Origin of the sequence: Pedobacter flavus (assembly GCF_036324285.1) — a bacterium.
Lineage (GTDB): Bacteria > Bacteroidota > Bacteroidia > Sphingobacteriales > Sphingobacteriaceae > Pedobacter > Pedobacter flavus.
The window spans coordinates 343,305-361,845 of record NZ_JAZDQU010000002.1; the positions used below are offsets into that span (position 1 = coordinate 343,305).

Sequence of the window (18,541 nt, forward strand, 5' to 3'; positions counted from 1 at the left end):
CGATTGATTTCAATCGGGATTTTTTTTACACTTTAACAAAATGTTTGCCCATTAAGTAGTATCCAAGAGAAACCAATAAAACACATACTCCTAGAAATATCCATAAAACATTATAACCTGCAGTTTCTGCTAAATAAAATCCTGCAGCTGGACCAACAACAGATGCTATAGACCAACTTAAGGTATATCCACCAGCGTATTGTCCGCGGTTATAATCGTTACTTCGGGTATAAACAAAATTGTTTATAAATGGTAGCGCTAACATTTCGCCAATAGAAAAACATGCAATACATGCCAAAGCCAAAACAATAGGCATAGTAGGGGGTAATATTAAAAAGACAAATGAAACGCCGACACAAAAAGTGCCTGCAATAATGTAAAAAACCGGTTTTCTTTTGTTTTCTAAATAATATAAAAGCACCATTTCGAAAAGAGCAATTAAAACCCCGTTAACACCTAAAATAATCCCAATCTGAAATTCATCTATATTCCATTCTTCCTTAAAAAATATGGGTACAACTCTAAACATTAAAAAGAAGCAAATGGCAAAAATTATGGTTAGAACAATGAATTTTAAAAATACAATATCCTTATAGGGAGGAATAATTTTTACTTTTTTATCTAAATTATCGTTCGCTGCTTTTTTGATTAACACATTAGGAAGCAATAAAAAAATTATAATTCCGATCACAATATTTACTATCCCATCTATATAAAAAAGTAATTTATAATTATAGGAAGCCACAATTCCTCCTAAACTTACCCCAAATGCCCAACCTAAATTGGTTGCCAATCTATTTAAAGAATAAGATCTGGTTAAATTTTGAGGTTTAGAATAAGCAGCAATTGCCGAATAATTGGCAGGTTTAAAGGCTTCAGAAAAAAAGCTAATAACTAAGGATAAAATACAAAGAATTTGAAAATCTTTTATTTCGGCGAAAAGAATAAAAAAAACACCCGTGCAAACAGAAGAAATAATTTGAACGGTTTTAAAACCAATCATATCTGTGAATTTACCTCCAGCAGTGGCGCCTAACATTGATCCGATTCCAAAAAGTGATATTATTAATCCAGCATCTGAAGTAGAACGATGTAAACTTTGAGTAATGTATAAACCCATAAAAGGTAATACCATATAACCAGCTCTGTTGATAAAAAGTACTAAACTTAATAACCAAGAGTTTCTATCGAGACCACTAAATGCTGATTTATATATTTTGAAAATGGAGGTAATCATAGGTGACTCAAAATTATAAGTTTTTATAGATTTTTTTAACCTTTTAAAATATTGCTTTATATTTAGTTAAAGTAAAATTATGTTGAGCAGAAATTGGATATTTTGGGTGGCAAGTTTTCTCTTAATTTTAATCCTATATGATGTAGTTACGTGGATTTTAATTGCTACAAAAGCAGGAAGTCATGAAACATCGGTAATAGAATATCTCCAGAGATTTCCAGATTTTCTTCAAAACCCAAGAGTAATCACGTTTTTAGAATTGATTGTTTTAGGATGTTCAATCTTTTTATTTTATAAATCCAGCAAATTAAATTATAAAGTTTGCTCAAAAATCGGCTTCTTTATTGCCTCAATACTATTTGGCTGGTTAACATTTTCATTGATGTAAGTTGTTGTTTTTCTATTAGTTACTAATAAATACTGTAAAATTTTATGGAATATTATTGAATTACTGAATTATTTTATATTTCTTTGTTTATAATTAATCTAAATAAAAATAATGAAAAATATATTAAATTTAATATTCGCTCTATTCATTTCCACAACCGTATTTTCGCAATCCAATATTGAAAAAGACAGGAAAGCCATAAAATCTATGTCGGGTTTTTATGAAGTAAGTTTTAATTATGTTGAAACTTTCGCTTCGAACAATACTTATGAATTTAAACCTAGATATGAAAGTCATGGTAGCGAATGGGTTTTGATACTAGAAGATACACCAACCAAAATTGTTATGCAACATATTTTGGTTTTGGGTAAGAATATGGTGATGAAGCATTGGCGTGAGGATTGGATTTATGAAGCGCCAACTTTATTAAAATATGAAAAGGATAACAAATGGATTAAAACTAAAGCATCAAATGATGAAGTAAAAGGTACTTGGGTTCAAAAAGTATATCAAGTAGATGATAGTCCACGTTATGAGGGAAGAGGTACTTGGACGCATGTGGATGGAAAAAGCAGATGGGAAAGTGAAACAGATTCTCCATTGCCAAGAAGAGAACATTCGAAGAGAAATGATTATAATGTTTTAAAGCGTCTAAATAGATTATACAGTACAGAAACAGGCTGGATGTTTGAGCAAGATAACCAGAAAATTATAAGAGATAATGGTAAAGATATTTTATTAGTTCGAGAAAAGGGATTAGAAGAATTTAATAAAATTGATGAAAAGATATTTGATGTAGCAAAAGTATGGTGGAAAGAACAAGCGCCTTTTTGGAAAGTTGTAAGAAATATATGGGAGAAAATATATGAGCAAAATGAGGTGATACAATTTCAAAATACTATAAATAGCAAGGCGCTATACGATCATTTATTTCCTTTGGCCCAAACCTCTATAGATAATAAATGGGGTGAAGAAAGAATAAATAAAGAGGTTTTTACTATTATTCATACTTATCTAAAAGAAAAGTAATTCAATTTTTTATTTCTCTAAACATTAATTCCTCGAAAGTGTTTATTAAGAAAAACCAATAATAAACTATGCCAAAACGTATTCATATTTTAGAAGATGATAAGGATATAAGTTATATCATCAATTATTTATTAAAAGATGAAGGCTTTGAATTGCAGTTGTCTGCTTCTTTCGCCGAGTTAAAAGAAAAAATAAAGGACGGATTGCCAGATTTATTCATTTTGGATGTTATGCTTCCGGATGGTAATGGCGCAGATATCTGTGAAGATTTAAAAACCGATTTATTTACAAAACATATTCCAGTTATTCTTATGTCGGCCAGTTCTGTAAATAAAGAAAAGAGTGAAGAGGTGTTTGCCGACGATTATATTAGTAAACCTTTCGATGTGGATTTTGTATTAACGAGGATTAATAAGATTTTGAATAATTAAAGGGAGTAATTTATGTACTTCTGTTTATGTCTAAAATATTAGGTAATTCAGGGAAATAAAATATAGAATAATCGGGCATAATAGCCCGATTATATTTAATTATTATTCGTCGCCGTTTAATTATTCATATTGTTTTTAGATGGTTTTAAGTTAATTAATAACCCACTTCTCACACACTTGCAAAAAATCCTCCTTCACTGTAGCGCCAATACCTGGTGCTTCAGATATGCTTAAATCGTAGCTATGTACACAAATTTTATGCGCATAGTGTACTATTTCACCTTTCTTGAATGTGTTGAAAGTTATTTGGGTAGTCAACTCCTGATTTAGTTCTTCACTAAGCGAGATGTACTTTTAAATATGGGCAACTATGTTTCCAGTAATTTTAATAAGGATTTTGCAAAAGTTTTAATGGAATTGCACAGTTAGGATAAGTATTTGTTGGTACAATAACAATGTTTACTTCTGTCGATTGCCTTGTAATTCAAAGTTTTTATATTTTGATAAATAATTCCAATTGACCTTCTAGCCCTACTTCCACAATTTTTTGAAGCGTGGAGAAGCGTATATCTTTTGTGTTGTTTTCTATTCTAGAAATGTAGCCCTTGTTGGCGCCAATTTTTTGAGCCAATTCTTCTTGAGTCATGCCCTTTTCCATGCGCTTTTGCTTGATCAAAATGCCTAATTTGAAAGCTTTGTAATCTTCCTCGAATTGATTTCGTCTTTTTGTGCCTTTTGCCCCATATTCCGCATCAATATATGTGTCTAAAGAAGTAAGTTGCTTAGGCGATGGAGTTTTCATATGCGTGTTTTATTGTTGTTGCTTTAATGATTTCAGTTAATGGTGTTCTCTATGTTTTCTTTTGGAAACCGTTTGCTAATACAACTAAATTATCTTGGTCAAAAAAGCAGAATATTCTAAATATATCTTTTCCTAACTGTATCCTAATTTCATATATTACTGCTGTCCCTTCTATAAGTTTTAAGAATTGCCTTGGTATTCTAGGTAAGTCTTCTATTAACTTTAAAGTCCAAATAATTTTCTCTTTGACCTTGGGCCGCTGCTTATTGAAGAAGTCTGCAAAGTAATTTTTGTATAGATATACAGTCCTAATTTTCTTTGTTTCCATCTACAACAAATGTACGTTATAGATGTTGTATAATAATACAACTTTTTTGGTAGAAAATATAAAGGTTTTCGATAGATTTCTGTTTGTGCTTCTTCCGTAGCAATATCTGCCCTGTTAGTGATCTATAACCACCTCCAAAATTATTGGCTCCATCCAGTATGCTTTGCCAGTGAAACTGGTATTATTGAATTTACCAAAATCTTGAAAATTAATTCTGTAAACTTCTGATTTGTCTTTCTTTAATACGTAAACTACTATGGGGATTAGTACTTCGATTGATCTAATCTTTTTTTTATTTAAAAAGTTCTGTAGAAGTTTTTTATCAAGTTTTTCCATTTCTGATTGAAAGGCAATTTTGTCTGAAGCATCTAAATTATCGGAGTAAGTGATATTTGAAATTGCTCCTCTTTTATTTAACTCAACTTTCATCAAAGTAATAATAGAATAATTATTTCTCTCGGTATTTTGTGCAAATTGGACAAGATTTCCAAGTATTGCTTTTCTCAAAGTTTCAAGTTCTTCAGAATGGTTCTGAGCTTGTGAGTTTACATATCCAAACAAAGCAAAAGCTATACAAAATGTAAATTTTATAAGTCTTGATATTTTTCTCATATATCTATTATTTAATTGCATCCAGTACCAACGTTAGTTAATGCATTATTTCTATGGTTAAAGGCTATTGTTGCATGATTAGCTGGTACTTGAATTGATGCTGGGGGATTACTGAATGTAGAGGTTGAAGCTAGGCCCACCCAAGATAACGACAAAGCAGTATTACGGTCAATTCCGAAAGTTGCTACTAAAATGTCTGTCATAGTAGATACGTATTTTGAAGCTAAAAGTTCATGGTTTTGGTGGGAAGAGCCAAAATCATATGATCTAGTATATGCATGAAGAGCTTCATGTAAAATGGTAGCTGCAATATATTCCTTTGAAGCATTCGAGAGCACCGTTTTATTTAATGTTATTTTTGCATCCAAACTTGGTGGAAGTGTAATGCTTGTTGTCGCATCGTCCATATTACTAAGATTTGCTGAATCAAATATTTCTAAGTTAACATTCCCGTTTTGACCATAAACACTTTTTACTAACAAAGATATATCATTTTCAACACTCCCTAATAATATATCATTCACCATACCCTTCAAACATGGGTCTTCTACCTTGTTTCTTATATCCCACTCATCAAAATCATCGTCATTTAAATCACAAGGGGCAGGTATACTCGCAAACCTTTCTCTAAATGCACCGTTAAAATTAATAGGGTCAGGTTCAGAAGGGCAAGGTTCATAATCTGGTGGAGTTGTTGGAGAAGTTGGTCCGCCTCCTCCCGGGCTACCATCGCAAACCGTGACATACGAAAAAGCGGTTCCATATCCTGCGGCATCTGGTCCGAATAAAGCACACCCATCTTCCCAAGGCCAATGCATTCCAGAGGAACATTTGTAAGGTACATCATAGTATACAGGATACACAGAACAGTCTACAGGCATTGAGGCTACTTTATCTAAAAGTGGGGATGTGCTACTTAAATATTTTCCTATGGCAGAATTTTGAGTGTAACTATTGGGTAGTGGAGTGGTGCCATCCAAATTGATGGGTGTAAATGTAATTTTGCCTTCAAATTTACCAGTGTTTTTAGTCTTACTAGCTCTGATCCACTTTTTTGTAGGAGTATAGGTTGTGATAAAAGAGGAAAGTTTTCCATCCTTTTCTACTATTGTCAGATTTTGAAAGGTTGTGGAATACTTGTATTTAGACTTTACAGCGAAAATATAACTGGTAAAGTCTTGCCCAGTTAAAACTTTGATGCTGTCTGTATGTAATTCTAAACCAGTATAAGCTTCATTGATATTAACAGACATCAACTTTTCCATGGACTTAGTTTCTATAAAAGCATCTTTTAATGTTCCTAACAAATCTGGATTAACCTTTTTTCTAAAATTGTTTAGAGAAATTTTTGTGATTTTAGGCGTATTGTAAAGTTCAATATTCTTTTCTTTTAGAGAAGAATTAACAACTTCATTTAAAACACCCTCTTTTTTACAACTATTAATCACAGTTGTAAGAATAATTAAACAAGCAAATAAAAAAAACGCTGATTTTTCATGTAATATTTTTGTTGAGTATCAAATATTTATATTTAATAATTGATAATGAATTTTTTTACATGAAATTTTATCTGTCATTGCAAATAAGTATTATTTAGTGGAAAATATGTTTTAATTTTACATAACTACCCACTTCTCACACACTTGCAAAAATTCCTCCTTTACTGTAGCGCCAATACCTGGAGCTTCAGATATACTTAAATCGTAGCCAGAGTATGTTAATCCGCCTTCAATAGGATCTACCAAATGGCCCAACATACAAGTATCCATATCGTAAAAGTGTATGTTTGGACTAGCTAGCGATAAATGTAAAAATGCAGAAGCTGCCAATCTACTTTCCAACATTCCGCCCATCATACATTTTACGCCATGTTGAGTAGCAACATCCAAAATTTTTATAGCTTCTAATATGCCTCCACATTTAGCGAATTTTATATTTATGTAATCAGTTGCCTGGGCATTTATTAGTTTTCTGGCATCATGGTGTAAATAACAACTTTCATCGGCCATAATCTTTATCGGCGAGTTAGCACATAATTCCGGAAGTAAATCGTCGTACCAAGTACGCATAGGTTGTTCACAAAATTCGATATCATATTTACCCATTTCACCTAATCCATATAGAGCATCATCGAAACTCCAACCTTGATTAGCATCTAATCTGATTTTAATATCAGGACCAACTGCAGTTCTTATTTTTTCTATACGAACAATGTCTTCATGTACATCTTTGCCAAGCTTTATTTTTAAAATGGTACATCCTTGTGAAACATATTTTTTAGCTAATTCTGCCATTTCATCGGCTTTGCCAATACCAATGGTCATATCAGTAGTAACACTTTTTTGCGTGCCACCTAGGAATTTGTATAATGGGAGTTCGGCATTCTTCGCTGCAATATCGAATAAAGCCATATCAAATGCACTTTTAATCGTGCCATTGCCTGCGGCCATAGCGTGCAATTCATCCATTCTTTCAGGTATTTCTAATGGATTTTTACCTATCCACATCGGTGCAAAATATTTAGCCATAGCCAAACAGGTGTCCTGCGTCTCACCAACAATCATAGGAAATGCAGAACATTCTCCATAGCCAATAATATTATTGTTGGTTGTGATTTTTATGAGGGTATTTTGCGCATAATCCATCGTGCCGGTTGCTATAACAAAAGGCTCCATTGGAATACTGAATCTGTAAATTTCTATTTGAGTAATTTTCATTTTTTAAGCTAATATTCAGAATTCTTATTTTAAAAACATTAAAAATGTTGAGATTTATAATATAAATATTAAATCTTGACTTGCTAAAGATAAAGAATAGAACAAGTTATTGGGACTTTTAATTTAATTTTACAAGATGAACAAAGAACCCAATTTATTAATTCATTCATCCTCACCCTATTTATTGCAGCATGCTTACAATCCGGTTAATTGGCAAGAATGGGGAGATGCAGCTTTGGAAGAGGCAAGAAGGGACAATAAGTTAATTTTAGTGAGTATTGGCTATTCGGCTTGCCACTGGTGCCATGTAATGGAGCACGAATCTTTTGAAGATTATGAAGTGGCAGATATTATGAATACCCACTTTGTTTGTATTAAAATAGATCGAGAAGAACGACCAGATATAGATCATATTTATATGATGGCGGTTCAATTGATGGGCATAAACGGGGGCTGGCCATTAAACTGTATTTGTTTGCCAGATCAGCGACCAATTTATGGAGGTACTTATTTTAGGAAAAATGATTGGATAAATATTCTTTTAAATGTAGCTAATCTTTACAAAAATGAGCCTAAAACAGCTTTGGCTTATGCCGATAGAATTACTGAAGGTATAAAAAGTGCTGAATTGATTTTACCAAAATTAGAAGCTGCCGATTTTAATTTAGATCAGATAAAATCTACAGTAGAAGTTTGGAAAAGAAATTTAGATATGCACTTTGGTGGTTATACAAGGGCTCCAAAATTCCCTTTACCAAATAATTGGCAGTTTTTATTACAAGCTGGTTTTCATTTAAATGATGAAGCATTAACTACTGCGACCTTATTTACTTTAGAAAAAATGGCGCTGGGGGGAATTTATGACCAAATTGGTGGTGGATTTGCAAGATATAGTGTTGATGAATATTGGCATGTTCCGCATTTCGAGAAAATGTTATACGATAATGCCCAGTTAATTAGGGTATATGCCCAAGCTTGGCAGTTTTCGCAACTTCCATTATTTAAAGAAGTGGTTTATGATTCGGTGGATTGGTTAAAACGTGAAATGTTATCGCCAACAGGGTTGTTTTATTCGGCATTGGATGCAGATAGCGAAGGGGTGGAGGGAAAATTTTATGTGTGGACTAAATCTGAATTTGAAGAAGTAGTAGGAGAAGATGCTGTATTAATCGGAAAATATTACGATGTTACAGAATCTGGTAATTGGGAAGAAGAAAATGTAAATATTTTACGAGTAAATGTAGCTTTAGAAGAATTTATTAACCAGAATAATTTGGATGCTTCCGATTTTAAATCAAGGTTAAGCAATGCAAAGAAAAAATTATTTGAAAGGCGGAAGTCAAGAATTTATCCCGGACTAGACGACAAGTGTTTAACTTCTTGGAATGCCTTATTAATAACTGCATTAGCAGAAGCATCGGCCATCTTTGATGATGCTGAGTTTTATAAACTAGCAGAAAATGCCGCTAATTATTTAGTAACCTCTTTAAAAGAGGAGACTGGAATATTATATAGAAATAAAAAAGGCGGTATTCCAGGTTTCTTGGATGATTATGCTTTCTTAATTGAAGCTTTTATTCAATTATATCAAGTAGATTTTAATGAAAAATGGTTGTTGGAGGCAGATGAATTAGTAAAATTTGTTTCCGAACATTTTAACAGTAATGAATCTCCAGCGTTATTCTATACATCTGATTTAGATAAAGCCTTAATAGCCAGAAAATTTGAAGTAATTGATAGCGTAATGCCCTCGTCAAACTCAGTTATGGCTCAGAATTATGAAAAATTGGGTTTACTTTTAGATAATAATGATTATGCTGATAGAGCTATAGAAATGTTAAAACCTATGGTTTCTTCTATATTAAAGTACAATGGATCTTATTCTAATTGGGCGCTTCAATTGTTAAATAAGGTAGTCGGGATAAATGAAATCGCCCTAACTGGAGTAGCCATTAAAACTAACTTTAAGGCCATAAATAAGTATTATATTCCTAATAAGATTGTCATAGCCGGAACAAATAGTAATTTACCTTTGTTAAAAGATAAGGATGGATCCCAATCAAACATCTATATTTGTAAAAATAAAACGTGCAGCCTTCCTGTAGAAACACTCGATGAAGCACTAGAATTAATAACTTAAATTTTTAAAAAATGACGATTAAACCCAATACAGTAGTTGCTTTAACGTATGTGTTGCACACCACCGGTAATGAAGGAAATTCTGTTGATGCAGGAAACAAGGTATTTGTAGAAGAGGCAAAAGAGGATAACCCTTTAGTGTTTTTATATGGTGTAGGTATGATGTTACCCAAATTTGAAGAATATTTAAGCGGACTAAAAGTTGGCGATGAATATGGTTTTGAATTAAGTGCTGCGGATGGTTACGGAGAAAAAGATCCAGGTGCAAGAGCAGATTTATCAGTAGAAATGTTTAAAGAAGGTGGATTACCTCAAATTGGCGATAAATTACCTTTACAAGATGATACAGGTAATCGTTTTCAAGCAGTTGTAACTGGAATTTCAGATGCAGCAGTTTCGGTTGATTTAAATCACCCTATGGCTGGACAGAGTTTACATTTTACAGGAAAAATTATTGCTGTACGTGAAGCTACGCAAGACGAATTGAACCATGGTCATGCTCATGGCATTGATGGTCATGCTGGACATTAAAATATAAAGGCCGAAAGGCCTTTTTTTATGAATAAAAAAGCCGTTTTCAAATAATTTCGAAAACGGCTTAAAGTTATGAAAACAAGTATTTAGAATTTATTCTTAATTTACTAATACCGAATTGGTTAAAGTTATCGGCGGATTATCCATTGAATTTCCTGTAAATAATTTTAAATTTCCTTTAATTTTTACAGTTTGGTAAGTGAATTTAATAGGTTTAGCCATTTCTACCATCACCATGATTGGAATTCCATCTTTACCACAATAAAAACATTGATTAATAGGTAAGGTAGCCAACATAAATTTAGTTTGTTGCATTCCGTCTTTAATTGGAACAATATAACCTTCAAGTTCAAAAGGTTTATTCTCATGTTTTTTAATTTCACTTCCAAAAATGGCATACATTTCAGTTTCTTTTGGAGTTCTAAAATCTACTGTCCCAATTATATTCCAGTTATCAGAACTAATTAAATCATCTGGATTGTGTTGTGCATTTGCCGTAATCCCGATGCCCAAAAATACTAGGAGTAAATAAAAGATTTTTTTCATATTCATTCGTGTCGATTTAGTTTTTACTTAATGTTTTAGATATATTAGCTCTGTAGGCTTGAATAGATGGTATAAGCGATGCTACAAAACCTATAGCCAACCCAGCTAAAATTAAATATAATTCTTTGTTTAAAAATAATTTTCCTGTCAATTTAGCTTGCGATTGCTCTTGGTAACTTCCAATTAATTCTAACGCAGTATGCCCTAAAACTAAACCAATAAAAGTACCTATTATTGCTAAAATTAAGCCTTCTAAAATTACTATCCAAAATAGTTTAGCTCTAGAAGCACCTAAAGTTCGCATAATTGCTAAATCATAACTTCTTTCTTTTAGTGAATTGTATAAGTTTACAAAAACACTGATTACGGCAATTGCCATTACCAAATAGGCAAACCATTGTAAGGTATCTACACCTACACCAATCAATGAAAATAAACGAGTACTTTCCATTGCAGGAGATGCAGATTGCATATTGGTTGTTGCATTTACCATGGCCGGAAACATAACTACCGACATAGGGGAGCGGTACTGAATTAGTACTGAAGTAAGTTCTTTGTCGTCTAAATTATCTGATTCTTCAGCTGCATGCTCTTCATCATGGTCGCCATGCATTTTCCAAACACTTGCTACATCAGTTAATATTAGATTGTCGGTAACATTACCCGACTCTTTTAAAATACCAACAATTTTATAGGGATTTTCTGCGTGCTTATCTTTTTCAGTAGTTAAACCATGGGCTCCTTCAAAAGTATCCCCAATTTTTAAATTATTTTGTTTAGCTACGGCAGAGCCAATTGTAGCTTCATAATTCTCAGTCCAAAATTTGCCCTGATCAATTTTTAGATCATAAAGCGCAACAAAATTTGAATCTGTACCTACAATTCTAATTCCCTTATAGTTATCGCCTAAAGCCAATGGAACTGCACGTTTTACGAATGGACTCTTCATAATTGGTAAAACCTCCTTGTATGGAATATTACCAGTAGGGAAGTCTATATAATAAATACTACTTAAAATAAGTTGAAGCGGACTACCTTTGGCGCCTACCACTAAATCTATATCTTTTGAGTTTTTATTTAATTTTTCATCTACTTGGTGGGATGCCAAAAGTAAAAGTGTTAAAATTCCAGTACCAAATGCAATTAATAAAACACTTAATGCAGACGATAGGGGTTTAGATATTATACTTTTCCAACTTATAAATAATGCCGTCATATTATGTTATAAATTTTAGTGAAAACATCTTTTACCCGCTTATCGTGTGTAGCTACAATTAAAGTTGAGCCATTTATAGAGGATTGTTCTTTTAATAAATCTATAACGGCAGTTGCGTTCTTATCATCTAAACTAGAAGTGGGTTCATCGGCAAATAGCAACGCTGGTTTATTAATTACAGCGCGGGCAATAGAAACCCTTTGCAGTTGACCTTGACTCATTTCATCAGTATAGTTATTCTTTTTTGAAAGAATATTTAAAGAATCTAGAACAGCATCAATACGTTTATTATCAACAGGTAATCCTGCAAAACTTTGTGCTAATTGTAGATTTTCTTTAATATTTAAGCTTTTAATTAAATGGGGTCTTTGAAAAATTATACCAATGTTTTGACCTCTAAATTTATCAAGCTCCCTAGAACTTAACTTTAAAACAGGTGTATCTTTAATAATTAATTCGCCTTCAGTAGGCTTCAAAATACCCGTAAGAATATGCAATAAAGTAGTTTTTCCACTTCCAGAATCGCCAGAAAGTAGCCAACTATCACCTTGTTCAATTTCCCAATCTTTAAAAGACAGAGAAAATCCATTTGTATATATATGTTTTAATGATTTAGCTCGTAGCATATAATTACAAATATTACCAATACCCACCAATTTACAAATTAAAAAAGTGTAAAGTAATTGCTACAACCAAAGGGTAGTGTTTATTAAGTGTCATAAATATAAAAGCTTAAAATTTCAGGTGATTTTAATCCGACTTCTTCCCTAAAATAGATGAAAAAAATAGTCGTAGTTTTCAGCATCTCCGACTATTTTATTATGATTTTTTAAATTATTTAGAGAAGTAGTGTAAAGCCAGTTGCGGCGAAATTAGGCTGCCAAGAAATTATTAAGGAGTTCAAAAACTCCCATCTTCCCGTCTTTCGGACTCCTCGACTCCTCGACTCCTCAACTCCTCAACTTCCCGTCTTCCCGTCTTCCCGTCTTCCTGACTTTCCGCGTCTTCCCGCCTCCCTAACTTTCGGACTTCCCGACTTTATTTATAATACTCCGCCCTTAAAGCAGCTACATCACTGCTATTGATATACTCATCGTACGTCATAAGCTTATCAATAGTACCTTTAGGAGTAATCTCAATAATTCTGTTTGCAACAGATTCTGTTAATGCATGATCTCGTGAAGTAAATAATATCGTGCCTTTAAAATCTTTCATACCGTTATTTAAAGCAGTAATAGATTCCAAATCTAAGTGATTCGTAGGTTCATCAAACATCAAGAAATTGGCTTGTTGTAACATCATACGAGAGAACATACAACGCATTTTTTCGCCTCCAGAGAGTACCTTCACATTTTTCAATACTTCTTCACCTGAGAACAACATTCTACCCAGGAAACTACGTACAAATTGTTCATCAGCATCTGTTCCCGAATATTCGCGTAACCAATCAACCAGATTTTCATCTTTTCCTTCAAAATAATCTGAATTATCATTTGGAATATCGGCAATACTTATAGTTACACCAAATTTAAATTCGCCGGTAAAATCTTGGTCTCTGCCCGAAAGAACATTATAAAAGGCCGTAGTAGCTAAGCTGTTTTGTGATAGAATAGCTATTTTATCGCCTTTATTTACCATAAATGAAATATCTTTAAATAATACTTCGCCATTCATGGTTTTGCTTAATTTCTCTGCTTGTAAAATCTGATCACCAGCTTCTCTTCCTGCATTATTGAACATAATTGCCGGATATTTTCTACTTGAAGCCTTAATTTCCGAAATATCTATTTTATCTAAAGCTTTCTTACGTGAAGTTGCTTGCTTAGATTTAGAAGCGTTTGCACTAAAACGTTGAATAAACTCTTGAAGCTCCTTAACTTTTTCTTCTAATTTTTTGTTTTGGTCACTGCGTTGTTTTAAAGCTAGCTGACTACTTTCGTACCAGAACGTATAATTACCTGAATATATACTCATTTTAGAGAAATCTATATCCACAATATGTGTACAAACTGCATCTAAAAAGTGACGGTCATGGGATACAACCAATACAATATTTTGGTAATCTGCTAGGAAATTCTCTAACCACGCAATAGTTTCGATATCTAAATCGTTGGTTGGCTCATCCAGTAATAAAATATCAGGATTCCCAAATAATGCTTGAGCTAATAAAACCCTTACCTTTTGGTTACCATCAAGCTCTTTTACTAATTTATAGTGAAATTCCTCTTTAATACCTAAGTTGCTTAATAGGGTAGCGGCATTACTTTCCATATTCCAGCCATCCATTTCAGCGAAACGATTTTCTAATTCTCCTGCACGTTCACCATCTTTTTCAGAAAAATCTTCCTTTAAATAAATGGCATCTTTTTCTTTCATTATTTCGTACAACTCTTTATGGCCCATCATCACCGTTTCAATAACGCTTAATTCGTCAAATTCATAGTGATTTTGTTTTAAAACTGCCATTCTTTCACCAGGGGTGATGGCTACTGAGCCGCTGGTTTGACTAACCTCTCCAGATAAAATTTTAAGGAAGGTAGATTTACCTGCACCATTAGCACCAATTACACCATAACAATTACCTTGAGTAAACTTTAAATTTACATCTTCAAATAAAGTGCGTTTGCCATATCTTAGCGAGAGATTAGAGACTGATATCATATTGTAAAAATTTGGTGCAAAGATACGAAAAAAAAGCGCATAAAGCTATTTTGAATATGAACGAATCCAATAGAATAGAGGAAGAAATGGTTTCCAAATTAGAGAAACCAATTGGAAAGCAAAAGGTGCTAGAATTGGCGGCAATTTGTGTGGATGATGAACTTGTTTTTAAAGTGTTTTTTAAACTCATGTTTCATACAGATCCCTTAATCTGTTTTAGAGCAGCTTGGGTTTTAGAAACAACTGCAATATTAAATGTAGCTACTATTCAAGTCATTTTGCCCGAGTTTATTGATAAGTTTCCATCAATTACCAATTTATCTTGTAAGCGACATATAACACGTATTATAATTGTTTTAAATAAACAATCAGCGGATTCTCCAAATTATAAAAATTACAGGAATTTAAATTTAGATAAGGTGGTAGATGCTTTGTTTCTATGGCTCGTAGATGAAAATACACCTGTTGCTGTAAAAGCCAATTGTATGGAAGCACTTACTGGCTTTATTAATACACATTCTTGGGTTAAAGATGAGCTAATTGCTACGGTTGATTATTTAAGTTGTAGGGAGTCGGTTGCATTTTATGGTAGATTAAAGAAAATTCGACGACATCTTAAATCTTAATCATATTTTAAAATAATTAAGTGTTACTAGCCTACAATGATGTACTTTTGAATATGGATAAAGGCATAGAAATTTTAAGGAATTTAATTCAATCTAGACGGAGTATATTTCCGAAAAGTTATATAAATAATATTATTGAAGAATCGGTAATTGAGCAAGTAATAGAAGCTGCAATTTATGCGCCTACACATAAAAAAACAGAACCTTGGAGGTTTGTTGCTTTTACTGGCGATGGTAAATCTAAATTGGGTAGGCATGCCGCCAATATCTATAAAACACTTACACCTGAGGATTTATTTTTAGAAAAGAAATACAATAGTTTTATAGAAAAGGCAGATCAAGCTGGATGTGTTATAGCTATTATTGTATCATTACATCCAGATAAGTTACCAGAATGGGAGGAAATTGCGTCGGTTGGCTGTGCAGTTCAGAATATGGCTTTAACAGCAGAATCGTTTAATTTGGGCGGATATTGGAGTTCTCCAGCTTTAATTATTAATAATATTGGCGATTATTTATCATTGGCTCCTAATGAGAAATGCCTAGGTTTTTATTATTTAGGTTACCATAATGAAGCACTAAGAAAAGCAGTAAGGACGCCTTTAGAAAGAAAATTAACATGGATAAAGGATTAAATTCCGACTCAAAAAATATACGTGAAGCATTGTTAAATGCATGTTCAGATTTTATTACCCAACGACTTAAAACTGCTCAAATTGCCTTAGATCAGGCAGTAGAAGCCAGTAATGACGACACAAAAAGTAGTGCTGGAGATAAATATGAAACGACGCGCGAAATGATGCAACAGGAAATTGAGCGCAATAAAAAGATGCTTTTAGATGCTGGTCAGCAAGGACAGGTTCTAAAACTTATTGAGCTCAATACATCTTCCCAAAAAATACAATTGGGATCTGTTGTAGAAACCAATCGTGGAAATTTTTTTATGGCTATAGGTGTGGGTAAAATCCAAATAAAGGGTGTCGATTTTTATGCTATTTCTCAAGGTTCTCCCTTGGGATTAAAACTAAATGGTCTCCAAAAAGGTGATGTTATAGATTTTAATGGCAATCGTTATCAGATATTAGAAGTTTATTAATTTAATCCCATTCTATTAGCAAAATCCGGCACCAAGAATGGCCTAATTTGTTTGTACGGAATTAAGATAAAAATCTGACCATCAGCATAACTCGCAATGTCATAAGGATTATATAGAAAACCTAATCCTAAATCGTTGAAATAGAATTCCTTGCTTGGCATAATTTTATTTTGAAACAAATAGTTTTCTAATTTTTCATTTTCAGGAATATTCCTAGAGATTCTATAATTTTTGGTGATAATTTTACCCAATTCATTAGAATCTATTCTAATAACATCTTGAAGCTTCATTTTCTTTTTATTCTTCACATCATAGTTATGAAGTAAACTAAAGCTAAACCCATGCGCTCCACCAGAATAACTATCGCTAAATCTGTTTAAGACAACGTAACCATGATTATTGTAATGAATAATACCCTGATTGCTGTTAAAATAATTAAGTACTGCAAGGGGCATTTTAGGATAATCTTTTATTAATTCTTCAGCATCGTAAACATAGTTTGCGAGATAATTTTTAGATTGTTTTAAGGCAATGTCTATCCAATCGCCAGTCCCAACAGAATCCATTGCTTTTTTAAATTCTGAGTTAATCCAATTATTTTCAGAGGTTGGTGCATAAAAATAAAACTTCGATTTCGGACTGTCTTTCTTATTTTTAAAGGCAGTTAAGCTCTCTGTGTATTCAAAAATATCGAACTTTAAGCTTCCTTGAGGGTATTTTTCTTTAGTTAATACAGGTAAAGTTTCTTGACTCTTTTTACTATTCCAGTTCCCGTTGAATCCATTTCCAACCCATTTTAAATGTAATCTAGCTGCATTTACATGATCCCATTCTCTATCAGATAGTTTATAATCTATAAGAATTAGGCTATCACCAATTACAGAATCTAAAATTAAATGGTGCTCTTCACCTTGGTTTGTATAGCCTCCAAATAATATAGAGTCGTGTTTTTGAAGTTGGATTATTACTTGATCTCCACCAATACTGCCTTCTAAACGCTTATAATAGTTTTTTGTTAATAGCGTACCGTTTTCAGCGTCATTAAGCTTTTCTTGCTTACAAGCAGATAAAAAAATTCCTGCAGCGATAAATAATAATCCAATATTTTTCATATTAAAAACTGTTTACCATGCTTCTGTGGAGGGTTTTTGCGTCCCAATATCCACTAGCAATAATTCTTCTAATTGTGTATAGAGGATCTTTTTCATCTCTTTTGGTAGCCAAAATAAATGCGGCTTTCATTCCTCTTTTCTTTAATTCTGGAATAGCTTCTGGGTTCCATAACCCAAATGGATAGGCAAAATATTCAATTTTTTTACCTGTAATTTCTTCTAATTTTTTCGAAGGTTTCTCAATTTGTTCTACCCAATCGTTTCCTGCATATTTTTTAACGTTTTTATGGTCATAAGTATGGCTACCAATAACGTTTCCGGCATCAGACAATTCTTTAATTTCATCTTTAGACATATAGCTAATCAATCCTTTTTTGCCAATAGAGACGGTCATGATAAAATAAACGGCTTTAAAACCATATTTTTTTAATTCTGGTGCTGCAACAGTATACTGATCTCTTCCTGTATCGTCAAATGTTATCATAACTGGTTTTTCAGGAAGTGGTTTACCTTCATTTAAATAAGCATATAGTTGATCTGGAAGAATGGTATTATAACCACTATCAGCCAACATTTTAATATGCGATTTAAAAGTTTCAATTGGCGTGATGTAGTCTTTGCCTACTTTTCCATCTTTTTCTGTCCAGTTTCTTATTTGATGATAGCATAAAATGGGTACTTGTTTTCTTTCTAAAATAGTTTTTGCAGAAGCTACTTTTATAGCATCGGTATCTATTTGTTCGGTTGAATTTGTAGAATTGGATGTGTTTTCTTCTTTTTCTAAAGAAACTTCCGTAGAATCTGCATTTTCTGCACTTTTAGTTTCTGTAGAACAGCTTGAGAAACTCCACATTATAGTTCCTGTAAATGCGTATAATAAGAATTGTCTTAATTTCATTGAGTAGTATTTTTAATAATTATGCTTCTAATACAAAACTAAAAATAAGTAGGTAGTAATGTAATATATTTTAAAAGTGTTGATAATTTACTGATTTTGTTGATAATATCTCAATTTTTCTAATCTTTCAATTTTTAAAGGAAGTTTTTAATCAATAATTTAGCGGGCG

The 18,541-nt window shown here is 32.6% G+C and carries 20 protein-coding genes; 8 read left to right on the forward strand and 12 right to left on the reverse strand.

Features of this window, described 5'->3' with window-relative positions:
* Positions 1 to 25: 25 nt before the first annotated feature.
* Positions 26 to 1,237: an MFS transporter gene (locus VRU49_RS07520; protein WP_330146166.1), complete on the reverse strand. Its 1,212-nt coding sequence runs from the start codon at positions 1,235 to 1,237 to the stop codon at positions 26 to 28.
* 79 nt (positions 1,238 to 1,316) lie between these two features.
* On the opposite strand from VRU49_RS07520, the gene VRU49_RS07525 reads away from it, so the two are divergent.
* The 3 genes from VRU49_RS07525 (at position 1,317) to VRU49_RS07535 (ending at position 3,085) form a co-directional block, all read left to right on the forward strand.
* Entirely contained in the window at positions 1,317 to 1,625 is a 309-nt protein-coding gene (locus VRU49_RS07525; RefSeq protein ID WP_330146167.1) for a hypothetical protein, read from the forward strand.
* Between the two features lie 111 nt (positions 1,626 to 1,736).
* On the forward strand, positions 1,737 to 2,654 hold the full coding sequence (locus VRU49_RS07530; RefSeq protein ID WP_330146168.1) for a DUF6607 family protein: 918 nt from the start codon (positions 1,737 to 1,739) through the stop codon (positions 2,652 to 2,654).
* Positions 2,655 to 2,722: 68 nt separating this feature from the next.
* Positions 2,723 to 3,085 carry a response regulator transcription factor gene (locus VRU49_RS07535; protein WP_330146169.1) on the forward strand — a complete coding sequence of 121 codons (363 nt, stop codon included), beginning with the start codon at positions 2,723 to 2,725 and terminating at the stop codon, positions 3,083 to 3,085.
* Between the two features lie 493 nt (positions 3,086 to 3,578).
* Here the strand turns inward: VRU49_RS07535 and VRU49_RS07540 are convergent, their stop codons facing one another.
* From VRU49_RS07540 to VRU49_RS07560, 5 genes are all read right to left on the reverse strand, one after another.
* Positions 3,579 to 3,887: a helix-turn-helix domain-containing protein gene (locus VRU49_RS07540; protein WP_330146170.1), complete on the reverse strand. Its 309-nt coding sequence runs from the start codon at positions 3,885 to 3,887 to the stop codon at positions 3,579 to 3,581.
* Between the two features lie 49 nt (positions 3,888 to 3,936).
* Positions 3,937 to 4,215: a type II toxin-antitoxin system RelE/ParE family toxin gene (locus VRU49_RS07545; protein WP_330146171.1), complete on the reverse strand. Its 279-nt coding sequence runs from the start codon at positions 4,213 to 4,215 to the stop codon at positions 3,937 to 3,939.
* Positions 4,216 to 4,329: 114 nt separating this feature from the next.
* A complete protein-coding gene (locus VRU49_RS07550; protein ID WP_330146172.1) occupies positions 4,330 to 4,827 on the reverse strand; it encodes a hypothetical protein in 498 nt (165 codons plus the stop codon).
* Between the two features lie 11 nt (positions 4,828 to 4,838).
* Positions 4,839 to 6,275 carry a hypothetical protein gene (locus VRU49_RS07555; RefSeq protein WP_330146173.1) on the reverse strand — a complete coding sequence of 479 codons (1,437 nt, stop codon included), beginning with the start codon at positions 6,273 to 6,275 and terminating at the stop codon, positions 4,839 to 4,841.
* 168 nt (positions 6,276 to 6,443) lie between these two features.
* Positions 6,444 to 7,544, reverse strand: a complete 1,101-nt coding sequence (locus tag VRU49_RS07560) for a mandelate racemase/muconate lactonizing enzyme family protein (RefSeq protein WP_330146174.1) — start codon at positions 7,542 to 7,544, stop codon at positions 6,444 to 6,446.
* 136 nt (positions 7,545 to 7,680) lie between these two features.
* Between VRU49_RS07560 and VRU49_RS07565 the strand changes: the two genes are divergently transcribed.
* A complete protein-coding gene (locus tag VRU49_RS07565; RefSeq protein ID WP_330146175.1) occupies positions 7,681 to 9,684 on the forward strand; it encodes a thioredoxin domain-containing protein in 2,004 nt (667 codons plus the stop codon).
* Between the two features lie 11 nt (positions 9,685 to 9,695).
* Positions 9,696 to 10,214, forward strand: a complete 519-nt coding sequence (locus VRU49_RS07570) for an FKBP-type peptidyl-prolyl cis-trans isomerase (RefSeq protein WP_330146176.1) — start codon at positions 9,696 to 9,698, stop codon at positions 10,212 to 10,214.
* A gap of 102 nt (positions 10,215 to 10,316) precedes the next feature.
* Here VRU49_RS07570 and VRU49_RS07575 read toward each other — a convergent pair whose 3' ends face one another.
* From VRU49_RS07575 to VRU49_RS07590, 4 genes are all read right to left on the reverse strand, one after another.
* Entirely contained in the window at positions 10,317 to 10,763 is a 447-nt protein-coding gene (locus VRU49_RS07575; protein ID WP_330146177.1) for a hypothetical protein, read from the reverse strand.
* Positions 10,764 to 10,779: 16 nt separating this feature from the next.
* Entirely contained in the window at positions 10,780 to 11,979 is a 1,200-nt protein-coding gene (locus VRU49_RS07580; protein WP_330146178.1) for an ABC transporter permease, read from the reverse strand.
* A complete protein-coding gene (locus VRU49_RS07585) occupies positions 11,976 to 12,605 on the reverse strand; it encodes an ABC transporter ATP-binding protein (RefSeq protein ID WP_330146179.1) in 630 nt (209 codons plus the stop codon). Before VRU49_RS07585 ends, VRU49_RS07580 begins: the two co-directional genes overlap by 4 nt.
* A gap of 412 nt (positions 12,606 to 13,017) precedes the next feature.
* Positions 13,018 to 14,640, reverse strand: coding sequence for an ABC-F family ATP-binding cassette domain-containing protein (locus tag VRU49_RS07590; protein ID WP_330146180.1), 1,623 nt, complete (start codon positions 14,638 to 14,640; stop codon positions 13,018 to 13,020).
* 56 nt (positions 14,641 to 14,696) lie between these two features.
* On the opposite strand from VRU49_RS07590, the gene VRU49_RS07595 reads away from it, so the two are divergent.
* The 3 genes from VRU49_RS07595 to VRU49_RS07605 are packed head-to-tail and all read left to right on the forward strand — an operon-like array spanning position 14,697 to position 16,362.
* Entirely contained in the window at positions 14,697 to 15,266 is a 570-nt protein-coding gene (locus tag VRU49_RS07595; RefSeq protein ID WP_330146181.1) for a hypothetical protein, read from the forward strand.
* A gap of 53 nt (positions 15,267 to 15,319) precedes the next feature.
* Positions 15,320 to 15,901: a nitroreductase family protein gene (locus VRU49_RS07600; RefSeq protein ID WP_330146182.1), complete on the forward strand. Its 582-nt coding sequence runs from the start codon at positions 15,320 to 15,322 to the stop codon at positions 15,899 to 15,901.
* Positions 15,886 to 16,362, forward strand: a complete 477-nt coding sequence (locus VRU49_RS07605) for a 3-oxoacyl-ACP synthase (protein WP_330146183.1) — start codon at positions 15,886 to 15,888, stop codon at positions 16,360 to 16,362. Before VRU49_RS07600 ends, VRU49_RS07605 begins: the two co-directional genes overlap by 16 nt.
* Here the strand turns inward: VRU49_RS07605 and VRU49_RS07610 are convergent.
* Both VRU49_RS07610 and VRU49_RS07615 read right to left on the reverse strand, forming a co-directional pair.
* Positions 16,359 to 17,474 (reverse strand): RsiV family protein, encoded by a 1,116-nt coding sequence (locus tag VRU49_RS07610; RefSeq protein WP_330146184.1) that lies wholly within the window; start codon positions 17,472 to 17,474, stop codon positions 16,359 to 16,361. The genes VRU49_RS07605 and VRU49_RS07610 overlap by 4 nt on opposite strands.
* Before the next feature lies 1 nt (position 17,475).
* Complete coding sequence (locus tag VRU49_RS07615) at positions 17,476 to 18,372, reverse strand: polysaccharide deacetylase family protein (RefSeq protein WP_330146185.1); 897 nt, start codon at positions 18,370 to 18,372, stop codon at positions 17,476 to 17,478.
* Positions 18,373 to 18,541: the final 169 nt, after the last annotated feature.